At 59.7% G+C, this 16,284-nt stretch carries 29 protein-coding genes; 2 read left to right on the top strand and 27 right to left on the bottom strand.

What is annotated here, in order from left to right; genetic code table 11:
* Positions 1-37: 37 nt before the first annotated feature.
* Both OF122_RS09460 and OF122_RS09455 read left to right on the top strand, forming a co-directional pair.
* Positions 38-1,189 (top strand): type III PLP-dependent enzyme domain-containing protein, encoded by a 1,152-nt coding sequence (locus OF122_RS09460; protein WP_264227513.1) that lies wholly within the window; start codon positions 38-40, stop codon positions 1,187-1,189.
* Positions 1,189-1,749: a P-loop NTPase family protein gene (locus tag OF122_RS09455; protein ID WP_264227512.1), complete on the top strand. Its 561-nt coding sequence runs from the start codon at positions 1,189-1,191 to the stop codon at positions 1,747-1,749. Before OF122_RS09460 ends, OF122_RS09455 begins: the two co-directional genes overlap by 1 nt.
* 262 nt (positions 1,750-2,011) lie before the next feature.
* Here OF122_RS09455 and rplQ read toward each other — a convergent pair whose 3' ends face one another.
* The 27 genes from rplQ to rpsJ all read right to left on the bottom strand — a co-directional run bounded on the left by rplQ (position 2,012) and on the right by rpsJ (position 16,251).
* Entirely contained in the window at positions 2,012-2,440 is a 429-nt protein-coding gene (gene rplQ, locus OF122_RS09450; RefSeq protein ID WP_264227511.1) for a 50S ribosomal protein L17, read from the bottom strand.
* A gap of 99 nt (positions 2,441-2,539) precedes the next feature.
* Positions 2,540-3,601 carry a DNA-directed RNA polymerase subunit alpha gene (locus OF122_RS09445; RefSeq protein WP_264227638.1) on the bottom strand — a complete coding sequence of 354 codons (1,062 nt, stop codon included), beginning with the start codon at positions 3,599-3,601 and terminating at the stop codon, positions 2,540-2,542.
* A gap of 50 nt (positions 3,602-3,651) precedes the next feature.
* Positions 3,652-4,044 (bottom strand): 30S ribosomal protein S11, encoded by a 393-nt coding sequence (gene rpsK, locus OF122_RS09440; protein ID WP_014130813.1) that lies wholly within the window; start codon positions 4,042-4,044, stop codon positions 3,652-3,654.
* A gap of 120 nt (positions 4,045-4,164) precedes the next feature.
* Positions 4,165-4,533 (bottom strand): 30S ribosomal protein S13, encoded by a 369-nt coding sequence (rpsM, locus tag OF122_RS09435; protein ID WP_264227510.1) that lies wholly within the window; start codon positions 4,531-4,533, stop codon positions 4,165-4,167.
* A gap of 186 nt (positions 4,534-4,719) precedes the next feature.
* The gene (locus OF122_RS09430) at positions 4,720-5,286 is read right to left on the bottom strand and encodes an adenylate kinase (RefSeq protein WP_264227509.1); all 567 of its coding nucleotides are present in this window, start codon (positions 5,284-5,286) and stop codon (positions 4,720-4,722) included.
* Positions 5,283-6,617, bottom strand: a complete 1,335-nt coding sequence (secY, locus tag OF122_RS09425) for a preprotein translocase subunit SecY (protein WP_264227508.1) — start codon at positions 6,615-6,617, stop codon at positions 5,283-5,285. Before secY ends, OF122_RS09430 begins: the two co-directional genes overlap by 4 nt.
* Before the next feature lie 150 nt (positions 6,618-6,767).
* On the bottom strand, positions 6,768-7,247 hold the full coding sequence (rplO, locus tag OF122_RS09420; protein WP_264227507.1) for a 50S ribosomal protein L15: 480 nt from the start codon (positions 7,245-7,247) through the stop codon (positions 6,768-6,770).
* Between the two features lie 15 nt (positions 7,248-7,262).
* The gene (gene rpmD / locus OF122_RS09415; protein WP_014130818.1) at positions 7,263-7,451 is read right to left on the bottom strand and encodes a 50S ribosomal protein L30; all 189 of its coding nucleotides are present in this window, start codon (positions 7,449-7,451) and stop codon (positions 7,263-7,265) included.
* 23 nt (positions 7,452-7,474) lie between these two features.
* Positions 7,475-8,005: a 30S ribosomal protein S5 gene (gene rpsE, locus OF122_RS09410; RefSeq protein ID WP_264227506.1), complete on the bottom strand. Its 531-nt coding sequence runs from the start codon at positions 8,003-8,005 to the stop codon at positions 7,475-7,477.
* Between the two features lie 36 nt (positions 8,006-8,041).
* Positions 8,042-8,395 carry a 50S ribosomal protein L18 gene (gene rplR / locus OF122_RS09405; protein ID WP_264227505.1) on the bottom strand — a complete coding sequence of 118 codons (354 nt, stop codon included), beginning with the start codon at positions 8,393-8,395 and terminating at the stop codon, positions 8,042-8,044.
* Between the two features lie 12 nt (positions 8,396-8,407).
* Positions 8,408-8,941, bottom strand: coding sequence for a 50S ribosomal protein L6 (rplF, locus tag OF122_RS09400; RefSeq protein WP_264227504.1), 534 nt, complete (start codon positions 8,939-8,941; stop codon positions 8,408-8,410).
* 121 nt (positions 8,942-9,062) lie between these two features.
* A complete protein-coding gene (rpsH, locus tag OF122_RS09395) occupies positions 9,063-9,461 on the bottom strand; it encodes a 30S ribosomal protein S8 (protein WP_264227503.1) in 399 nt (132 codons plus the stop codon).
* A gap of 13 nt (positions 9,462-9,474) precedes the next feature.
* Positions 9,475-9,780 carry a 30S ribosomal protein S14 gene (rpsN, locus tag OF122_RS09390; protein ID WP_264227502.1) on the bottom strand — a complete coding sequence of 102 codons (306 nt, stop codon included), beginning with the start codon at positions 9,778-9,780 and terminating at the stop codon, positions 9,475-9,477.
* Positions 9,781-9,816: 36 nt separating this feature from the next.
* The gene (rplE, locus tag OF122_RS09385; protein ID WP_264227501.1) at positions 9,817-10,371 is read right to left on the bottom strand and encodes a 50S ribosomal protein L5; all 555 of its coding nucleotides are present in this window, start codon (positions 10,369-10,371) and stop codon (positions 9,817-9,819) included.
* A complete protein-coding gene (gene rplX / locus OF122_RS09380) occupies positions 10,364-10,678 on the bottom strand; it encodes a 50S ribosomal protein L24 (protein ID WP_264227500.1) in 315 nt (104 codons plus the stop codon). Before rplX ends, rplE begins: the two co-directional genes overlap by 8 nt.
* Positions 10,678-11,046 (bottom strand): 50S ribosomal protein L14, encoded by a 369-nt coding sequence (rplN, locus tag OF122_RS09375; RefSeq protein WP_014130826.1) that lies wholly within the window; start codon positions 11,044-11,046, stop codon positions 10,678-10,680. The genes rplX and rplN overlap by 1 nt, the downstream gene beginning before the upstream one ends.
* Positions 11,047-11,122: 76 nt before the next feature.
* Positions 11,123-11,356 (bottom strand): 30S ribosomal protein S17, encoded by a 234-nt coding sequence (gene rpsQ, locus OF122_RS09370; RefSeq protein WP_264227499.1) that lies wholly within the window; start codon positions 11,354-11,356, stop codon positions 11,123-11,125.
* 9 nt (positions 11,357-11,365) lie between these two features.
* Positions 11,366-11,566, bottom strand: a complete 201-nt coding sequence (gene rpmC, locus OF122_RS09365; RefSeq protein ID WP_264227498.1) for a 50S ribosomal protein L29 — start codon at positions 11,564-11,566, stop codon at positions 11,366-11,368.
* Between the two features lie 12 nt (positions 11,567-11,578).
* The gene (gene rplP, locus OF122_RS09360; RefSeq protein WP_264227497.1) at positions 11,579-11,992 is read right to left on the bottom strand and encodes a 50S ribosomal protein L16; all 414 of its coding nucleotides are present in this window, start codon (positions 11,990-11,992) and stop codon (positions 11,579-11,581) included.
* A 14-nt stretch (positions 11,993-12,006) separates the two neighbouring features.
* The gene (gene rpsC, locus OF122_RS09355) at positions 12,007-12,717 is read right to left on the bottom strand and encodes a 30S ribosomal protein S3 (protein ID WP_264227496.1); all 711 of its coding nucleotides are present in this window, start codon (positions 12,715-12,717) and stop codon (positions 12,007-12,009) included.
* Positions 12,717-13,097: a 50S ribosomal protein L22 gene (rplV, locus tag OF122_RS09350; RefSeq protein ID WP_264227495.1), complete on the bottom strand. Its 381-nt coding sequence runs from the start codon at positions 13,095-13,097 to the stop codon at positions 12,717-12,719. The genes rpsC and rplV overlap by 1 nt, the downstream gene beginning before the upstream one ends.
* A 2-nt stretch (positions 13,098-13,099) precedes the next feature.
* Positions 13,100-13,378 carry a 30S ribosomal protein S19 gene (gene rpsS, locus OF122_RS09345; RefSeq protein WP_014130832.1) on the bottom strand — a complete coding sequence of 93 codons (279 nt, stop codon included), beginning with the start codon at positions 13,376-13,378 and terminating at the stop codon, positions 13,100-13,102.
* 3 nt (positions 13,379-13,381) lie between these two features.
* On the bottom strand, positions 13,382-14,221 hold the full coding sequence (gene rplB, locus OF122_RS09340; protein ID WP_264227494.1) for a 50S ribosomal protein L2: 840 nt from the start codon (positions 14,219-14,221) through the stop codon (positions 13,382-13,384).
* Positions 14,222-14,244: 23 nt separating this feature from the next.
* Positions 14,245-14,538 (bottom strand): 50S ribosomal protein L23, encoded by a 294-nt coding sequence (locus OF122_RS09335; RefSeq protein ID WP_264227493.1) that lies wholly within the window; start codon positions 14,536-14,538, stop codon positions 14,245-14,247.
* Positions 14,535-15,155 carry a 50S ribosomal protein L4 gene (rplD, locus tag OF122_RS09330; RefSeq protein ID WP_264227492.1) on the bottom strand — a complete coding sequence of 207 codons (621 nt, stop codon included), beginning with the start codon at positions 15,153-15,155 and terminating at the stop codon, positions 14,535-14,537. Before rplD ends, OF122_RS09335 begins: the two co-directional genes overlap by 4 nt.
* The gene (rplC, locus tag OF122_RS09325) at positions 15,155-15,850 is read right to left on the bottom strand and encodes a 50S ribosomal protein L3 (protein ID WP_014130836.1); all 696 of its coding nucleotides are present in this window, start codon (positions 15,848-15,850) and stop codon (positions 15,155-15,157) included. Before rplC ends, rplD begins: the two co-directional genes overlap by 1 nt.
* A gap of 92 nt (positions 15,851-15,942) precedes the next feature.
* Positions 15,943-16,251 (bottom strand): 30S ribosomal protein S10, encoded by a 309-nt coding sequence (gene rpsJ, locus OF122_RS09320; RefSeq protein ID WP_014130837.1) that lies wholly within the window; start codon positions 16,249-16,251, stop codon positions 15,943-15,945.
* Positions 16,252-16,284 lie beyond the last annotated feature (33 nt).

The following is a 16,284-nucleotide window of genomic DNA, read 5'->3' as shown; positions in this document are numbered from 1 at the left end:
CGCGCGCTTTCAACCCCCGCACAAGGTATCAAGGTCAATGGACCACGCGCCGTCTCGCACATACGCGAACACCGCAGAACTGATCGCCACCGAGGAACCCGATTATCCGAGTTTCCTGTTTTCCGAACGGCTTCTGGTCGATGCCATAAATACCTTCAAGACGGGCTTTGATGGCCTGTTGACCTATGCGGTCAAATCAAACCCCTCGCCCCATATTCTTGAGATCATGAATCGCGAGGGGCTCAAGGCCTACGATGTTGCCTCCAACACCGAAATGGCCCTGATCCGCAAATACGCGCCTCAAGCCGGGATGCACTACAACAATCCCATCAAGTCGCGTCGAGAGATCGAGCGCGCCTATTCCGAGTTCGGCGTTCGCTCCTTTACCATCGACCACGTGGCCCAGCTCGACCAGCTCGCCGCCGTCATCCCCCCCCGCGAGGATGTCGAGGTGACTGTGCGCTTCAAGGCCGGCAAGGCGCTCAAATCCTACGATTTCGGCACCAAGTTCGGCGTGATGGAGGAAGGCGCCATCGCAATCTGCACATTGGCCAAGGCCATGGGATATTCGACCTCGCTGTGCTTCCACGTCGGCAGCCAGTGCGAGGAAGCCTATGCCTATGAGCGCCACATCGCCGCTGCGGGGCGCATCGCCCAGGCCTCGGGCATCGAGCTCAAGCGCCTCAATATCGGCGGCGGCTTTCCCGCCCCCTACATCACCAATTCGGCCCCGCCCCTCGACGTCTATTTCGAGACCATCCGCAACGCTGTCGCCGATACGTTCGGCTCGAACAAGCCCGAACTGATCGCCGAGCCCGGACGCGGCCTGTCCACCGGCTGCACATCGCTCCTGCTGCGCGTCAAACACGTGCGCGGCGAACAGTCGGTCTATCTCAACGACGGCGTCTATGGCTCGCTGATGGAAGCGATGATCCTTGAATTCATGTTGCCGATCCGCGTGTGGCGCGGCGACAAGGTGCTGACCGGCGAGAGTTGGGACTTCAAGATCTTCGGGCCGACCTGCGACAGCTACGACGTGATGCCCCAGACCTTCATTCTGCCGGCAGCAATTGCCGAGGACGACTATATCGAGTTCGGCCTGATGGGCGCCTACACTCAGGCTTCCCTCACCCCGTTCAACGGTTTCGACCGTCGCGACCTCTATTGGGTCGACGACATTCTGGTCTGATGACCGCCGGCAACAGCCAATTCCCGCGACCCGAAACACTCGGGCCGCGGATTTGCGTTTTCGGTCCATCCAATTCGGGAAAATCGACCCTCGCAGCGGCGATCGGTCAGGCATTGAGCTTGCCTCCCGTCCACCTCGACCTGCTCCATCATCAGCCGAACACCGATTGGGTTCCCCGCCCGGCGCAAGAATTCGAGCGCCTGCACAACCAGGCCATTGCTGGCGAGAATTGGGTAATGGAAGGCAATTACTCCCGCCTCATGCCCCAACGCCTCGAGCGCGCCACCGGCATTATCTGGGTCGATACGGCAATGCCCGGCAATCTCTGGCGCTATTTCCGTCGCACGCTGTTCGAACGCCACAGGATCGGCTCCCTCGAAGGTGGTCAGGACAGCCTCAAATGGCTGATGATCCACCATATCGCCTTCGTCCAGCCCCGTCGCCGCTCAAAACTCGAGCACGTCGTTAAGGCCAGCGGCCTGCCCTTTGCAAGGGTCGACAGCATGGGCGCCCTCAATCGCCTGTATGCGCAATGGGGTCTGGAAAAACCCAGCGCTTAATCGGCATTCAGGCGTTCCCGGAAGGATTTGCACCCGATTGCAGCATTGGATCAGGATCGACCATACCGCAATGACAGGCAGATTCTGAGGCGACGCCTCCCCCACAACTGTCGCCCCGGGACTTGCTCCCGGGGTCCAGCAGTATCACCACAATCAACAACCGACTTTCGGGACCGCTGCCTCCCCGGCCAACGGATGGCCGGCCAACAAAAAAGGCGGCTCGAGAGCCGCCCTTTTCGATTCTGCCTGAGGCGGAAACCGCTTATGCGGCTTCGCTCTCTTCGTCGCGCGTGAAGTCAGCGGTCGGGCCGGAATCCTTGCCCTTGGCTTCGACATCGCGATCGACAAGCTCGATGATCCCGACAGCGGCGTTGTCGCCGTGGCGGAAGCCGGCCTTGAGGACGCGGGTGTAGCCACCGTTGCGGTCCTTGTAGCGCGGGCCCAGAACGTCGAACAGCTTCTTGACCATGGTCTCATCGCCGATCTGGGCGATGGCCTGGCGGCGGGCATGCAGATCGCCGCGCTTGCCAAGGGTGATGAGCTTTTCGACGATCGGACGCAATTCCTTCGCCTTGGGAAGGGTCGTCACGATCTGTTCGTGCTTGATCAACGATGCGGACATGTTCTTGAACATCGCCTTGCGATGCGAAGAGGTCCGGTTCAGTTTGCGGCCGGCTTTACCGTGGCGCATGGTACTCTCCTAATTTCGGAACGTTCGCAGAAAAAGTGGATACCATCTTTTTCGGTTCGCGAACGCGACAATCCAAAAGTTCGTTCGCTTGGCGGACGATCAATAATGATCTTCGTAACGCTTGGCGAGGTCTTCGATGTTTTCGGGCGGCCAGTTGTTGACGTCCATCCCGAGATGGAGCCCCATCTGGGCCAGCACTTCCTTGATCTCGTTGAGCGACTTGCGCCCGAAGTTCGGCGTGCGGAGCATTTCCGCTTCCGTCTTCTGGATGAGATCGCCAATATAAACGATGTTGTCGTTCTTGAGGCAGTTCGCCGAACGCACCGACAACTCGAGCTCGTCCACCTTCTTGAGCAGCGCCGGGTTGAAGGCGAGTTCGGGTGTCGAATCCTCGGCCTTTTCCTTGGTGGGCTCTTCGAAATTGACGAACACGGACAGCTGGTCCTGGACGATGCGGGCCGCAAAGGCCAGCGCGTCTTCGGGGCTGATCGCGCCGTTGGTCTCGATCTGCATGCTCAGCTTGTCAAAGTCGAGGTTCTGGCCCTCACGGGTCTTTTCGACCTTGTAGCTGACGCGCTTGACCGGCGAGAACAATGCGTCGACAGCGATATAGCCGATCGGTGCATCTTCAGGCTTGTTGCGGTCGGCCGGGACATAGCCCTTGCCGGTATTGACCGTGAACTCGATATTGATCTCGGCCCCGTCATCAAGGTGACAGATAACGAGGTCAGGATTGAGCACTTCGATGTCGCCAGTGGTCTTGATGTCGCCGGCGGTGACGGCACCCGGACCCTGCTTGGAAAGCGTAAGGCGCTTTGGCCCTTCGTCTTCCATCTTGATGGCGATTTCCTTGATGTTGAGAACGAGATCAGTCACGTCCTCACGCACGCCGGGAATCGACGAGAATTCGTGCAATACGCCATCGATCTGGATGGCGGTAATTGCCGCACCCTGCAGCGACGAGAGCAGAACCCGGCGCAGCGTGTTGCCAAGGGTCAAGCCATAACCGCGTTCGAGCGGCTCGGCGACCACGGAGGCGACGCGCGCGGAATCGCTGCCCGGAACGACGTCGAGCTTGGTCGGCTTAATCAGTTCCTGCCAGTTTTTCTGGATCATCACGTCCAACTTCCTTTCAAAATCGCGGCCCTGCCCGGCCGCCATGCCGCAAACCGTAAAAGAACCCCGGCTGGCCTTGCCGAGGTCCATTCACATCAGACGCGACGGCGCTTGCGCGGCCGGCACCCATTGTGAGGAATGGATGTAACGTCCCGGATGGAAGTGACAGTGAAACCGGCGGCCTGAAGGGCACGCAGTGCCGATTCACGACCTGAACCCGGGCCACGGACCTCGACCTCGAGGGTCTTCATGCCGTGTTCCTGCGCCTTCTTGGCGGCGTCTTCAGCAGCCATCTGTGCTGCGTAAGGGGTCGATTTGCGCGAACCCTTGAAACCCATCGTACCGGCGGAGGACCAGGAGATCGTGTTGCCCTGAACGTCGGTGATGGTGACCATCGTGTTGTTGAACGAGGCGTTCACATGTGCAACGCCAGCACTGATATTCTTGCGCTCGCGGCGGCGAACGCGTGTCGTTTCTGCTTTAGCCATTTACTTCCTCTAGTGATCTCTAGCGCCGCCGTGGTTCCAGCGGCTACACCTCAAGAAACCCGAAACGGAACGTCGGGGCCGGGCAAAATGCCCCACCCTGCCGCACCGGCGCCGGCCTTCTTATTTCTTTTTGCCCGCGATGGCCTTTGCAGGGCCTTTGCGGGTACGCGCGTTGGTGTGGGTCCGCTGACCACGCACCGGCAGACCGCGACGATGACGCAGGCCGCGATAGTTGCCCAGATCCATCAAACGCTTGATGTTCATGGCAACCGAACGGCGAAGGTCACCCTCGACCTGATAGTCACGGTCGATGGTTTCGCGGATCTGGATAACTTCCGCGTCGGTCAGCTCATTCACGCGCCGCTCGGCCGGAATGGACACCTTCTCGCAGATTTCAGAGGCCATTTTCGGCCCAATCCCGTGAATATACTGCAACGCGATGATCACGCGCTTGTTCGTCGGGATATTGACGCCAGCAATACGAGCCACGTCGGATCTCCTAAATTGATATGAGGACGTTACCGTCCCGTTTCGTTCAACAACAAGGGACCGGCATCCGACCCCCTTCTCTATACGGAAGGAACCGAATCCAGCCCTCGAAATTTCTGAGACTGGGCGCGGTTCTAAGGACTCACGGCATCAAAGTCAACACTGCCGCAAGCCCAATCGTTTCGGTCAGCTGATCGCTGCCTTGATCGCGGAGGTGACCTCCTCGATCGGCGCCATTCCATCCACTGATTTGAGCAGGCCCTGCTCGGAATAGAACGACACCAGGGGCGCGGTCTGCTGGGTATAGACATCGAGGCGCTTGCGCAGCACTTCCTCATTGTCGTCCGCCCGGGCGCCGCCGCTTTCCTTGGCCCGATTGATGATGCGCTCGACAAGCACATCGGGATCGGCCTTGATTTCGATGACCGCATCGAGGTGAAGCCCCTTGCGGTCAAGCATATGCGTCAGCGCCTCGGCCTGGGCGATGGTGCGCGGGAAGCCGTCGAGGATGAACCCGTTTTCGCAATCGGGCTGATCCATGCGCTCGGAAATGATGCCCGACACGATATCGTCGGAAACCAGATCCCCCCGATCAACGATCGCCTTGGCCTCGAGGCCCAGCGGCGTCTTGTCGGCAATTGCCGCCCGGAGCATGTCACCGGTCGAAAGCTGCGGAATGGAATAGGTCGATACCAGGATCTGTGCCTGAGTGCCCTTGCCTGCCCCCGGAGGCCCCAAAAGAACCAGTCTCATCTTTTCCGTCCCCCTAGACGCGATTTTTTGACCATGCCCTCATACTGCTGTGCGATCAGATGGCTCTGAATCTGGCTCACCGTATCCAGCGTCACCGTGACCATGATCAGCAGCGAGGTGCCGCCCAGGAAGGCCGAGATGTTGAGCTGGCTCAGGAACACTTCAGGGATCAGCGCGACGATGGTCAGATAGATCGCGCCGACAACGGTAATGCGGGTCAGCACATAGTCGATATGCTGCGCCGTTCTTTCACCCGGACGGATGCCGGGAATGAACCCGCCCGACCGCTTGAGATTATCCGCCGTCTCGGTCGGATTGAAAACGATCGAGGTGTAAAAGAACGCAAAGAAGATGATCATTCCGGCAAAAAGCGCCAGATAGAGCGGCTGTCCGCGCCCGAGCAGCGCCGAGATATACTGCAGCCACTGCGGGGCATCGCCCTGGGCCGAGAATGTCGCGATCGTTGCCGGCAACAGCAGCAGCGAGGACGAGAAGATCACCGGGATAACGCCCGCCGTGTTGAGCTTGAGCGGCAGGTGCGAGGTATCGCCCTGATACATCTTGTTGCCCACCTGGCGCTTTGGATACTGGATCAGAAGCCTGCGCTGGGCGCGCTCGAAGAACACGATGACACCGATTACGACGATAGCGCCGATCAGGATGCCCACCACGGCAATGGTCGGCAGCGCGCCGGTGCGGCTCAATTCGAGCGTCTGGGCGATGGTCGCGGGCAACGATGCCACGATACCGGCGAAAATGATCAGCGAAATGCCGTTGCCGACACCGCGCGCCGTCATCTGTTCACCCAGCCACATCAGGAACATGGTGCCGCCAACAAGCGTGATGACCGTCGAAACACGGAAGAACCAGCCCGGATCGGCCACTACGCCTTCGCTCGCCTCAAGGCCCACGGCAATGCCATAGGCCTGAACGGCGCAGAAGATGACGGTAAGATACCGCGTGTACTGGTTGAGCTTGCGCCGCCCGCTCTCCCCTTCCTTCTTGAGCGCCTCGAGGCGCGGAGAAGCCGTCGACATCACCTGGATGACAATCGAAGCGGTAATGTAGGGGATCAGGTTGAGCGCGAAAATCGCAAGCCGTTCGACAGCGCCGCCGGCGAACATGTTGAACAGCCCGAAGATGCCGCCCTGCGCCTGCTGAAATGTCGACGCGAAGGCATCGGGGTCGATGCCCGGAATCGGAATATAGGTGCCGAGTCGGTAAACCAGCAACGCGCCAAGGGTGAAGAAAATCCGCTTCTGGAGTTCCTTGGCCTTCGAAAAGGTCGAAAAACTCAAGTTTCGGGCCAGTTGCTCGGCTGCAGACGCCATGACGGCTCCCTCTGAAGTAGCTTATAGAGCAAAGGAACGGGCCACATGGGCCCGGAAAAAAGACAATGCTCTGATATAGTCAGAGCGCGCCCCTATGCAATCCCCGTATTCAGGAAGATCGCCAGGGCGCGCTCGAAAAGTCGCAACGAATTATTCGGCGTCGGCAGGCTTGCCGATCAGCTCGACCTTGCCCCCGGCTGCTTCGATAGCAGCGGCGGCACCAGCGGAAACGTGGTTGACCTTGAAGGTGACCTTCTTGGCCTTGAATTCACCGCTGTTGATCAGGCGCACACCGTCCTTGGCACGGCGGATGACGCCGGCCTTGACCAGTGCTTCGGCATCCACGACGCCCTTGGCGTCGAGCTTGCCGCTATCGATATAGGCCTGGATGCGGTCGAGGCGAACAGCATTCCACTTCTTGGCGAAGGGATTGTTGAAGCCGCGCTTGGGCATCCGCATGTGAAGCGGCATCTGCCCGCCTTCAAAGCCATTGATCGAAACGCCCGAACGGGACTTCTGACCCTTGACGCCACGACCGCCGGTCTTGCCAAGACCAGAGCCGATGCCGCGACCGACGCGAACCTTGGCTTTGGTGGCGCCGGCGTTATCGGCGATCTCGTTGAGTTTCATAATACCAAATCCCTCTTACTGCTCATCCACGACGCGGACGAGGTGAGCGACCTTGGAAATCATGCCGCGCACCGACGGCGTGTCTTCCAGCTCGCTGCGGCGATGCATCTTGTTCAGCCCCAGGCCGACAAGTGTCGCGCGCTGATCTTCCTTGCGGCGGATCGGCGAACCGATCTGCTCGACGATGACGGTCTTCTTAGCCATTGTTTCTCTCCTCGAGCGCTCTATCAGGCCTCGACGGCGGCTTCGCCGCGACGTGCCTGCAACTCGGAAACCTTGAGACCGCGACGGGCCGCGACCGAACGCGGGCTGTCGACGTTCTTGAGCGCGTCGAACGTGGCGCGAACCATGTTGTAGGGATTTGCCGAACCCTGGCTCTTGGCAACGATATCGTTGATGCCCAGAGTTTCGAAAACGGCGCGCATCGGGCCACCCGCGATGATACCGGTACCGGCCGGAGCCGCACGCAGGATCACCTTGCCGGCGCCGTGACGGCCCTGCACGTCATGGTGCAGCGTACGGGCTTCGCGCAGGGGCACGCGGATCATCTGGCGCTTGGCCTGCTCGGTTGCCTTGCGGATGGCTTCAGGCACTTCGCGTGCCTTGCCATGACCGAAGCCGACGCGGCCCTTCTGATCCCCAACGACGACGAGCGCGGCAAAACCGAACCGCCGGCCGCCCTTCACCACCTTGGCGACGCGATTGATGTGCACCAGGCGATCTACAAACTCGCTGTCGCGCTCTTGAAAGTCTTTCATCGTTACCAGCTCTTTGTAATTTCGGTTTGGTCGAGCTTAGAAGCTCAACCCGCCCTCACGGGCTGCATCGGCCAGCGCCTTGACGCGACCATGGAACAGATAGGAACCGCGATCGAACACGACATTCGAAACGCCGGCCTTGGTGGCGCGGGCAGCGAGTGCCTTGCCAACTTCAGAGGCAGCGGCCTGATTGGCGCCGTTCTTGATCTTGAGATCCTTTTCGAGCGAGGAAGCGGACACCAGGGTCACGCCATTCGCATCGTCAATGATCTGTGCGTAGATATTCTTTTCCGAACGGAAGACCGACAAGCGCGGACGACCGTTGGCACGGGCCTTGAGAGCCCGACGAACACGCGCCTTGCGCCGTTCGATACCAGAAAGCTTAGCCATCTCGACCAATCCTTACTTCTTCTTGCCTTCTTTGCGGTAGATGTGCTCGTCCGCATAGCGCACGCCCTTGCCCTTGTAGGGCTCCGGCGGACGGAATTCACGAATGTCGGACGCGACCTGTCCAACTTGCTGCTTGTCGATACCCGTGACGACGATTTCCGTCTGGGTGGGTGCTGCAAGCGAAATCCCGTCGGGCGCCTTGAAGATCACTTCATGGGAAAAGCCGAGGGACAGCTTGAGGTCCGAGCCTTGCATCTGGGCACGATAGCCGACGCCGGTGATGGCGAGCTTGCGCTCAAAGCCGGTCGAGACGCCGGTCACGATGTTCTGCACGAGCGAGCGGGACAGACCCCAGGCCGAACGGGCCTCGCGGCTGTCGTTGACAGGGGTGATAACGACGCCGTCATCGGTCATTTCGGGCTTGACCAGATCGACGAGCACCACAGAAAGCTCACCCTTGGAGCCCTTTGCGGTGACCTTCTGGCCGTCCACTGTGACCGTCACGCCGCTGACCGGTGCTACCGGCTTTTTGCCAATACGCGACATATTAAATTGCCTTTTCGTTGTGTGAAGGCAGGCTTTCACCCTGCCCGCTTCCGATCACACGGAAACTCCAAACGTATGTGCGCCACGCCGGCCGGTTGAAACGACCGGCATGTAACACGTTTTAGAAGACGCGGCAGAGAACCTCGCCGCCAACGTTTTCAGCGCGAGCCTTGTGGTCGGCCATCACACCCTTGGGGGTGGAGAGGATCGAGACACCAAGACCATTGCCGACAACCGGAATATTCTTGACCGAGGCGTAAACGCGACGGCCAGGCTTCGACACGCGCTGCAGTTCACGGATAACGGGCTCGTTTTCCGAGTACTTCAGCTCGATCGAGAATTCGGGCAGACCGTTTTCGTTGGTCTCTTCCGAATAGCCACGAATGTAGCCTTCAGCCTTGAGAACGTCGAGAACGTGAGCGCGAAGGCTCGAAGCCGGCGTACGGACGACATCGCGACGGCGCATCTGCGCGTTGCGGATGCGGGTCAGCATATCGCCAAGAGGATCTGTAAGAGTCATCTTCGTTCTTTCCTTACCAGCTCGACTTGACCAGACCGGGGATCATGCCCATCGAGCCAAGCTCGCGGAGCGCGATACGGCTCAGCTTGAGCTTGCGATAGTAGCCGCGCGGACGACCCGAAACCTCACAACGGTTGCGAATGCGAACCGGCGAAGCATTGCGGGGCAACTCGGCCAGCTTGAGCTGGGCAGCGAAGCGCTCTTCAAAGCTGAGCGACGCGTCCTTTGCCTTTGCCTTGAGCGCAGCCCGCTTGGGCGCATACTGCTTGGCGAGCTTGGCGCGGCGCTTGTTTTTCTCGATGGAGCTAGTCTTAGCCATCTAAGTCTCTCTTTCGTCTCTTTTCCAGTTATCCGCTTACTGGCGGAACGGGAAATTGAAAGCCTTGAGAAGCGCACGCGCTTCGTCGTCGGTCTTTGCCGTGGTGCAGACGATCACGTCCATGCCCCAGACCTGGTCGATCTGGTCATAGTTGATCTCGGGGAACACGATATGTTCCTTGATGCCCATGGCGTAGTTGCCGCGGCCATCGAAGCTCTTCGGGTTCAGGCCGCGGAAGTCGCGGACGCGCGGCAGCGCGACGTTGACCAGGCGGTCGATGAATTCATACATCTGGGCACGACGCAGCGTGACCTTGACGCCGAGCGGCATGCCTTCGCGGACCTTGAAGCCGGCGATCGACTTGCGCGCATAGGTGACGACAGGCTTCTGGCCGGCGATCTTTTCGAGATCGGCCAGAGCAGCCTTCACCTTCTTGGAGTCGGCAACCGCTTCGCCGACACCCATGTTGAGAACGACCTTCTCAAGCTTGGGAACCTGCATCGGGTTGACGTAGTTGAAGGTCTCGGTGAGACCGGCACGCACCACATCTTCATAATGTGTGCGCAGGCGCGGAATGTATGTCTCAGCCATCGATCACTTCTCCAGAACGCTTTGCGACGCGCTTCTTGACGCCGTCTTCGATCTTGAAGCCGACGCGGGTCGGCTTGTTGTCCTTGGCATCGACCAGAGCGATATTGCTCAGGTGAATGGGGGCTTCCTTGGTGATGATGCCCGCATCCTGGCTCTGGGTCTGCTTCTGGTGACGACGCACCAGGTTGATCCCGGAAACCAGGGCCTTCGTGTCGGACGGCATGACCTGAAGCACCTGCCCCGTCTTGCCCTTGTCCTTGCCAGTCAGCACGATGACCTTGTCACCCTTTTTGATCTTGGCAGCCATTACAGCACCTCCGGCGCGAGCGAAATGATCTTCATGTGGCTTTTCGCGCGCAGCTCACGAGGAACCGGGCCAAAGATACGGGTGCCGATCGGTTCCTTGTTGTTGTTGATGATCACCGCCGCATTGCGGTCGAAGCGGATCACGGTGCCGTCCGGGCGACGGATGTCGGAAGCGGTGCGAACCACCACAGCCTTCATAACCTGGCCCTTCTTGACGCGGCCGCGCGGGATGGCGTCCTTGACCGACACAACGATGATGTCGCCAACAGACGCATACTTGCGATGCGAACCGCCCAGCACCTTGATGCACATAACACGACGAGCGCCCGAATTATCGGCGACGTCGAGGTTCGTCTGCATCTGAATCATGACTGGTTGCCTTCTTTAATTACTGGTCCGCGTCCGGTATCCGGCACGGCACTAGACCTCTTTATGAGCTCTTGCGTTACGCCGGGTTAACGAGCGTCCAACGCTTGTTCTTGGAGATCGGCGCACATTCCTGGATCTGCACCACATCACCGATCTTGGCCGCATTGGCCTCGTCGTGTGCGTGATACTTCTTGGACCGGCGCACGGTCTTTTTCATGATCGGGTGTGTAAAGCGGCGTTCGACGCTCACCACAACCGTCTTTTCGTTCGTATCGGAGACCACTGTCCCCTGCAGGATACGCTTGGGCATCTTGGCTCCTTACTTGGCTTCTGCTGACTTCTCAGCAAGCACGGTCTGGACGCGCGCGATATCGCGGCGGACCTTGCGCACCTGAGAAGTGTTTTCCAGCTGCTGGGTGGCGCGCTGGAAACGCAGGTTGAACTGCTCTTTCTTCAGATTGACGAGCTCGTCCTTGAGTTCGTCGACCGTCTTTGCCCTAACGTCGCTCGGCTTTGCCATCGCTGTACGTCCTTAATCTGCAATGCGGCTGACGAACCGCGTCTTGATCGGCAACTTCATGGCCGCCAGACGCAGAGCTTCACGCGCAATCTCTTCACTTACGCCGTCAACTTCGAACATGATCCGGCCGGGCTTGACGCGGGCTGCCCAATATTCGGGAGCACCCTTACCTTTACCCATACGGACTTCGGTCGGCTTGGACGACACGGGCACATCCGGGAAAACCCGGATCCACACACGACCGGCACGCTTCATGTAGCGAGTCATCGCGCGGCGTGCGGCCTCGATCTGGCGGGCGGTTATACGCTCAGGTTCCTGAGCCTTCAAGCCATATTCGCCAAAATTCAGATCGGTGCCGCCTTTGGCGGCGCCGTGGATCCGGCCCTTGTGGGCCTTGCGGAACTTTGTACGTTTCGGTTGCAGCATTTTTTATAGTCCTATCAGCTTGCAGCCGGACCGCGGCGGCCCTGCCCGCCGGAGTCACCACCTTCGGTGGCGCGGCGCTCGTGAGCCATCGGATCGTGTTCCATGATCTCGCCTTTGAAGATCCAGACCTTGATACCGATGATGCCATAGGTGGTCGCGGCTTCGGCAACACCATAGTCGACGTCGGCACGAAGGGTGTGAAGCGGCACGCGGCCTTCACGGTACCATTCGGTCCGGGCGATATCGGCGCCGCCAAGACGGCCACCAACGTTGACGCGGATGCCCTGGGCGCCCATGCGCATTGCCGTCTGAACGGCACGCTTCATGGCCCGGCGGAACGCCACGCGGCGTTCGAGCTGCTGGGCAATGCCCTGTGCAACCAGCGTTGCGTCGGTTTCCGGCTTGCGCACTTCAACGATGTTGATGTGCACTTCCGAATTGGTGAACTTCTTGACCTTGTTGCGGATCTTCTCGATGTCCGCACCCTTCTTGCCGATCACGATACCCGGGCGAGCCGAGTGGATCGAAATGCGGCACTTGCGGTGCGGGCGCTCGATGACGATCTTGGAAACAGCGGCCTGCTTGAGCTCTTTCTCGAGCATCTCGCGGATCTTGAGATCTTCCTGCAGGAGCGAACCATATTCGCCCTTGTTGGCGTACCAACGGGAGTCCCAGGTGCGGTTGATGCCGAGGCGAAGCCCGATCGGATTAACTTTCTGGCCCATCAGACGGCCTCCTCGACTTCACGGACAACGATGGTCAGATGCGAGAACGGCTTTTCGATGCGAGCGCCGCGACCGCGGGCACGTGCATGAAACCGCTTCATCACCAGAGCCTTGCCAACGAAGGCTTCCGAGACCACCAGGGAGTCCGTATCCAGACCATGGTTGTTTTCGGCGTTCGCAATGGCGCTCTCGAGGGTCTTCTTGACCGAAAGCGAAATCCGCTTGCGCGAGAATTCGAGTTCGGCCAGAGCCTTCTCGACCTTCTTGCCACGGATCTGTGCGGCAACCAGATTGAGCTTCTGGGGGCTCGTGCGCACCATGCGAAGGACGGCTTTCGCCTCTGTGTCCTTGAGCGCGCGTTCACGCTTTTCCTTGCCCATCGTTACTTCCTCTTCGCCTTCTTGTCGGCCGCGTGCCCGTAATAGGTGCGCGTGGGCGAAAACTCACCGAACTTGTGGCCGATCATATCCTCGGAGACATTCACCGGGATGTGCTTCTGACCGTTATAGACGCCGAAGGTGAGGCCAACGAACTGCGGCAGGATCGTGGAGCGACGGCTCCAGATCTTGATCACTTCGTTGCGGCCCGATTCCCGGACCTTGTCTGCCTTCTTCAGCAGATACCCGTCGACAAACGGGCCTTTCCAGACGGAACGTGCCATGGCTTACCTGCCCTTCTTGAGGTGCCGCGAGCGAACGATAAACTTGTCCGTCGCCTTGTTGGTGCGGGTGCGCTTGCCCTTGGTCGGCTTGCCCCACGGAGTAACCGGGTTACGGCCACCCGAGGTACGGCCTTCACCACCACCATGGGGGTGATCGACCGGGTTCATCGCGACACCGCGAACATTCGGACGCCGGCCCAGCCAGCGATTGCGACCGGCCTTGCCGATCGAGGTGTTCGAGTGATCCGGGTTGGAAACAGAACCGACGGTCGCAAGGCATGAGCCGTGGACCAGGCGCTGTTCGCCAGAACCCATGCGAAGGATCGCCCAGCCGGCATCGCGGCCCACATACTGAGCATAAGCGCCGGCCGAGCGGGCCATCTGGCCGCCCTTCTTTGGCTTGAGCTCGATATTGTGAACGATCGTGCCGACCGGCATGCGCTCGAGCGGCATGGTGTTGCCCGGCTTCACGTCCACGGCGTTCATCGACGAGATCACCTTGTCACCGGCAGCGAGACGCTGCGGCGCCAGGATGTAGGCCTGCTCACCGTCGTCATAGGTCACCAGAGCAATGAACGCGGTCCGGTTGGGATCGTATTCAAGGCGCTCAACGGTGCCCTGGACGTCGAACTTGGTGCGCTTGAAATCGACGATGCGATAGCTGCGCTTGTGTCCGCCGCCCCGTGCAAACGAAGTGACGCGACCGTTGTTGTTACGGCCACCCGACTTGGAAAGACCTTCGGTCAGCTTCTTGACCGGACCGCCCTTCCAGAGCTCGGACCGGTTGATGCCGACAAGTTGGCGACGGCCCGGCGAGGTGGGATTGTATTGTTTCAAAGCCATTTGAACTCTTCCTTCTCGCCTTCTTACAGACCGGTCGAAATATCGATGGTCTGACCGTCAACGAGGGTAACGACGGCCTTCTTGACGTCCTTGCGGGTGCCAAGCATGTTGCGGAACCGCTTGACCTTGCCCTTGCGGACGATCGTGTTGACAGCCTTGACCTTGACTTCAAAGAGCGCCTCGACGGCGGCCTTGATTTCCGGCTTGGTTGCGTCGATGGCAACATCGAACACGACCTGACCGTTTTCCGAAGCCATGGTGGACTTTTCAGTCACGACCGGATTGCGGATGATGTCGTAGTGCTTGAGCGCGCTCATTGGAACCGGCCCTCCAGCGCAGCAAGAGCGTCCTTGGTCAGGACCAGCTTCTCACGACGCAGAATGTCGTAAACGTTGATGCCCTGCGCCGGAAGCACGTCGATCTGGGGAATGTTCCGCGCGGCAAGCGCGAAATTGGTGTCCAGTTCGGTGCCGCCGATAATCAGCGCATTGGAAAAACCGAGCTTGCCGAAGATCGCGCGAAGTGCGGCGGTCTTGGGCGCTTCGGCCGTGGCCTGGTCGATGATGACGAGATCACCGGCCTTTGCCTTGGCGGAAAGAGCGTGCTTGAGAGCAAGCGCGCGGACCTTCTTGGGCAGATCGACCGCGTGGCTGCGCGGAGTCGGACCGAATGCGCGACCACCACCACGGAAGATGTTGGAACGGCGCGAACCGTGACGAGCACCGCCGCCGCCCTTCTGGCGACCGAACTTCTTGCCTGTCTGGGACACTTCGGCACGATTTTTGACGTCGTGCGTACCCGACATGCGCTTCAGAAGCTGATAGCGCACCATGCGCTGGATCAGGTCGGCGCGGGGCTCGAGACCGAAAACGGCGTCATCGAGAGTGACCTTGCCGGCCGACTTACCCTCAAGGGTTGTGACCTGGAGTTCCATTATGCACTCTCCCCATTGGCTGCGGCCTTGAACGAGCCAGGCAACGCAACACCTTCCGGACGCGGCTTCTTGACGGCGTCACGGATCTGGATCCAGCCGCCCTTGGAGCCAGGAACCGAACCCTGAACCATGATAAGGCCACGCTCGACATCGGTCTTGACGACCTTGACGTTCTGGGTGGTGACGCGCTCGGCACCCATGTGCCCAGCCATCTTCTTGCCCTTGAACACCTTGCCGGGGTCCTGGTTCTGACCGGTCGAACCGTGCGAGCGGTGCGAGACCGACACGCCGTGCGATGCACGCAGGCCACCGAAATTGTGACGCTTCATGGCACCGGCAAAGCCCTTACCGATCGAAGTGCCCGTGACGTCCACGAGCTGACCTTCGATGAAGTGGTCCGCCTGAAGTTCAGCACCCACTTCGATAAGGTTGTCTTCGCTCACGCGGAACTCGACGACCTTGCGCTTGGGCTCGACCTTGGCAGCGGCGTAATGTCCGCGCTCGGCCTTGCTTACATTCTTGACCTTGACCGAGCCTGCGCCGAGTTGCAGCGCGACATAGCCGTCCTTGTCCTGCGTCCGCTGGCCCACCACCTGGCAGCCTTGCAGCGCCAGAACGGTAACGGGTACATGAGCGCCGTCATCGGTGAAGATGCGGGTCATTCCCAGCTTCTGTGCGATCAATCCAGAACGCATCGGTTGTTACCTTCTCTTTATCTTGCGGCTTTCCGGGTCATTGTTTCCCAAGAGGACCCACTAAAGCGAAAACCGCGTCTAAACGCTTAAGCCTAGAGCTTGATTTCGACGTCGACACCGGCGGCGAGATCGAGCTTCATCAGTGCATCCACCGTCTGGGGGGTCGGATCCACGATGTCCAGAAGACGCTTGTGAGTCCGGATTTCGAACTGCTCGCGGCTCTTCTTGTCGACGTGGGGCGACCGGTTGACGGTGTATTTGTCAATTCGCGTCGGCAGCGGAATGGGTCCGCGAACCTGCGCGCCTGTGCGCTTGGCCGTGTTGACGATCTCGCGGGTCGAATTATCGAGCACGCGATGGTCGAACGCCTTGAGCCGGATGCGAATATTCTGACCGTTCATTGTGTTCTATCCCGAAAAAAGGACCGCGATGCG

The organism is Pelagibacterium flavum, assembly GCF_025854335.1.
GTDB lineage: Bacteria > Pseudomonadota > Alphaproteobacteria > Rhizobiales > Devosiaceae > Pelagibacterium > Pelagibacterium flavum.
This window is presented reverse-complemented; position numbering and strand designations above follow the sequence as displayed.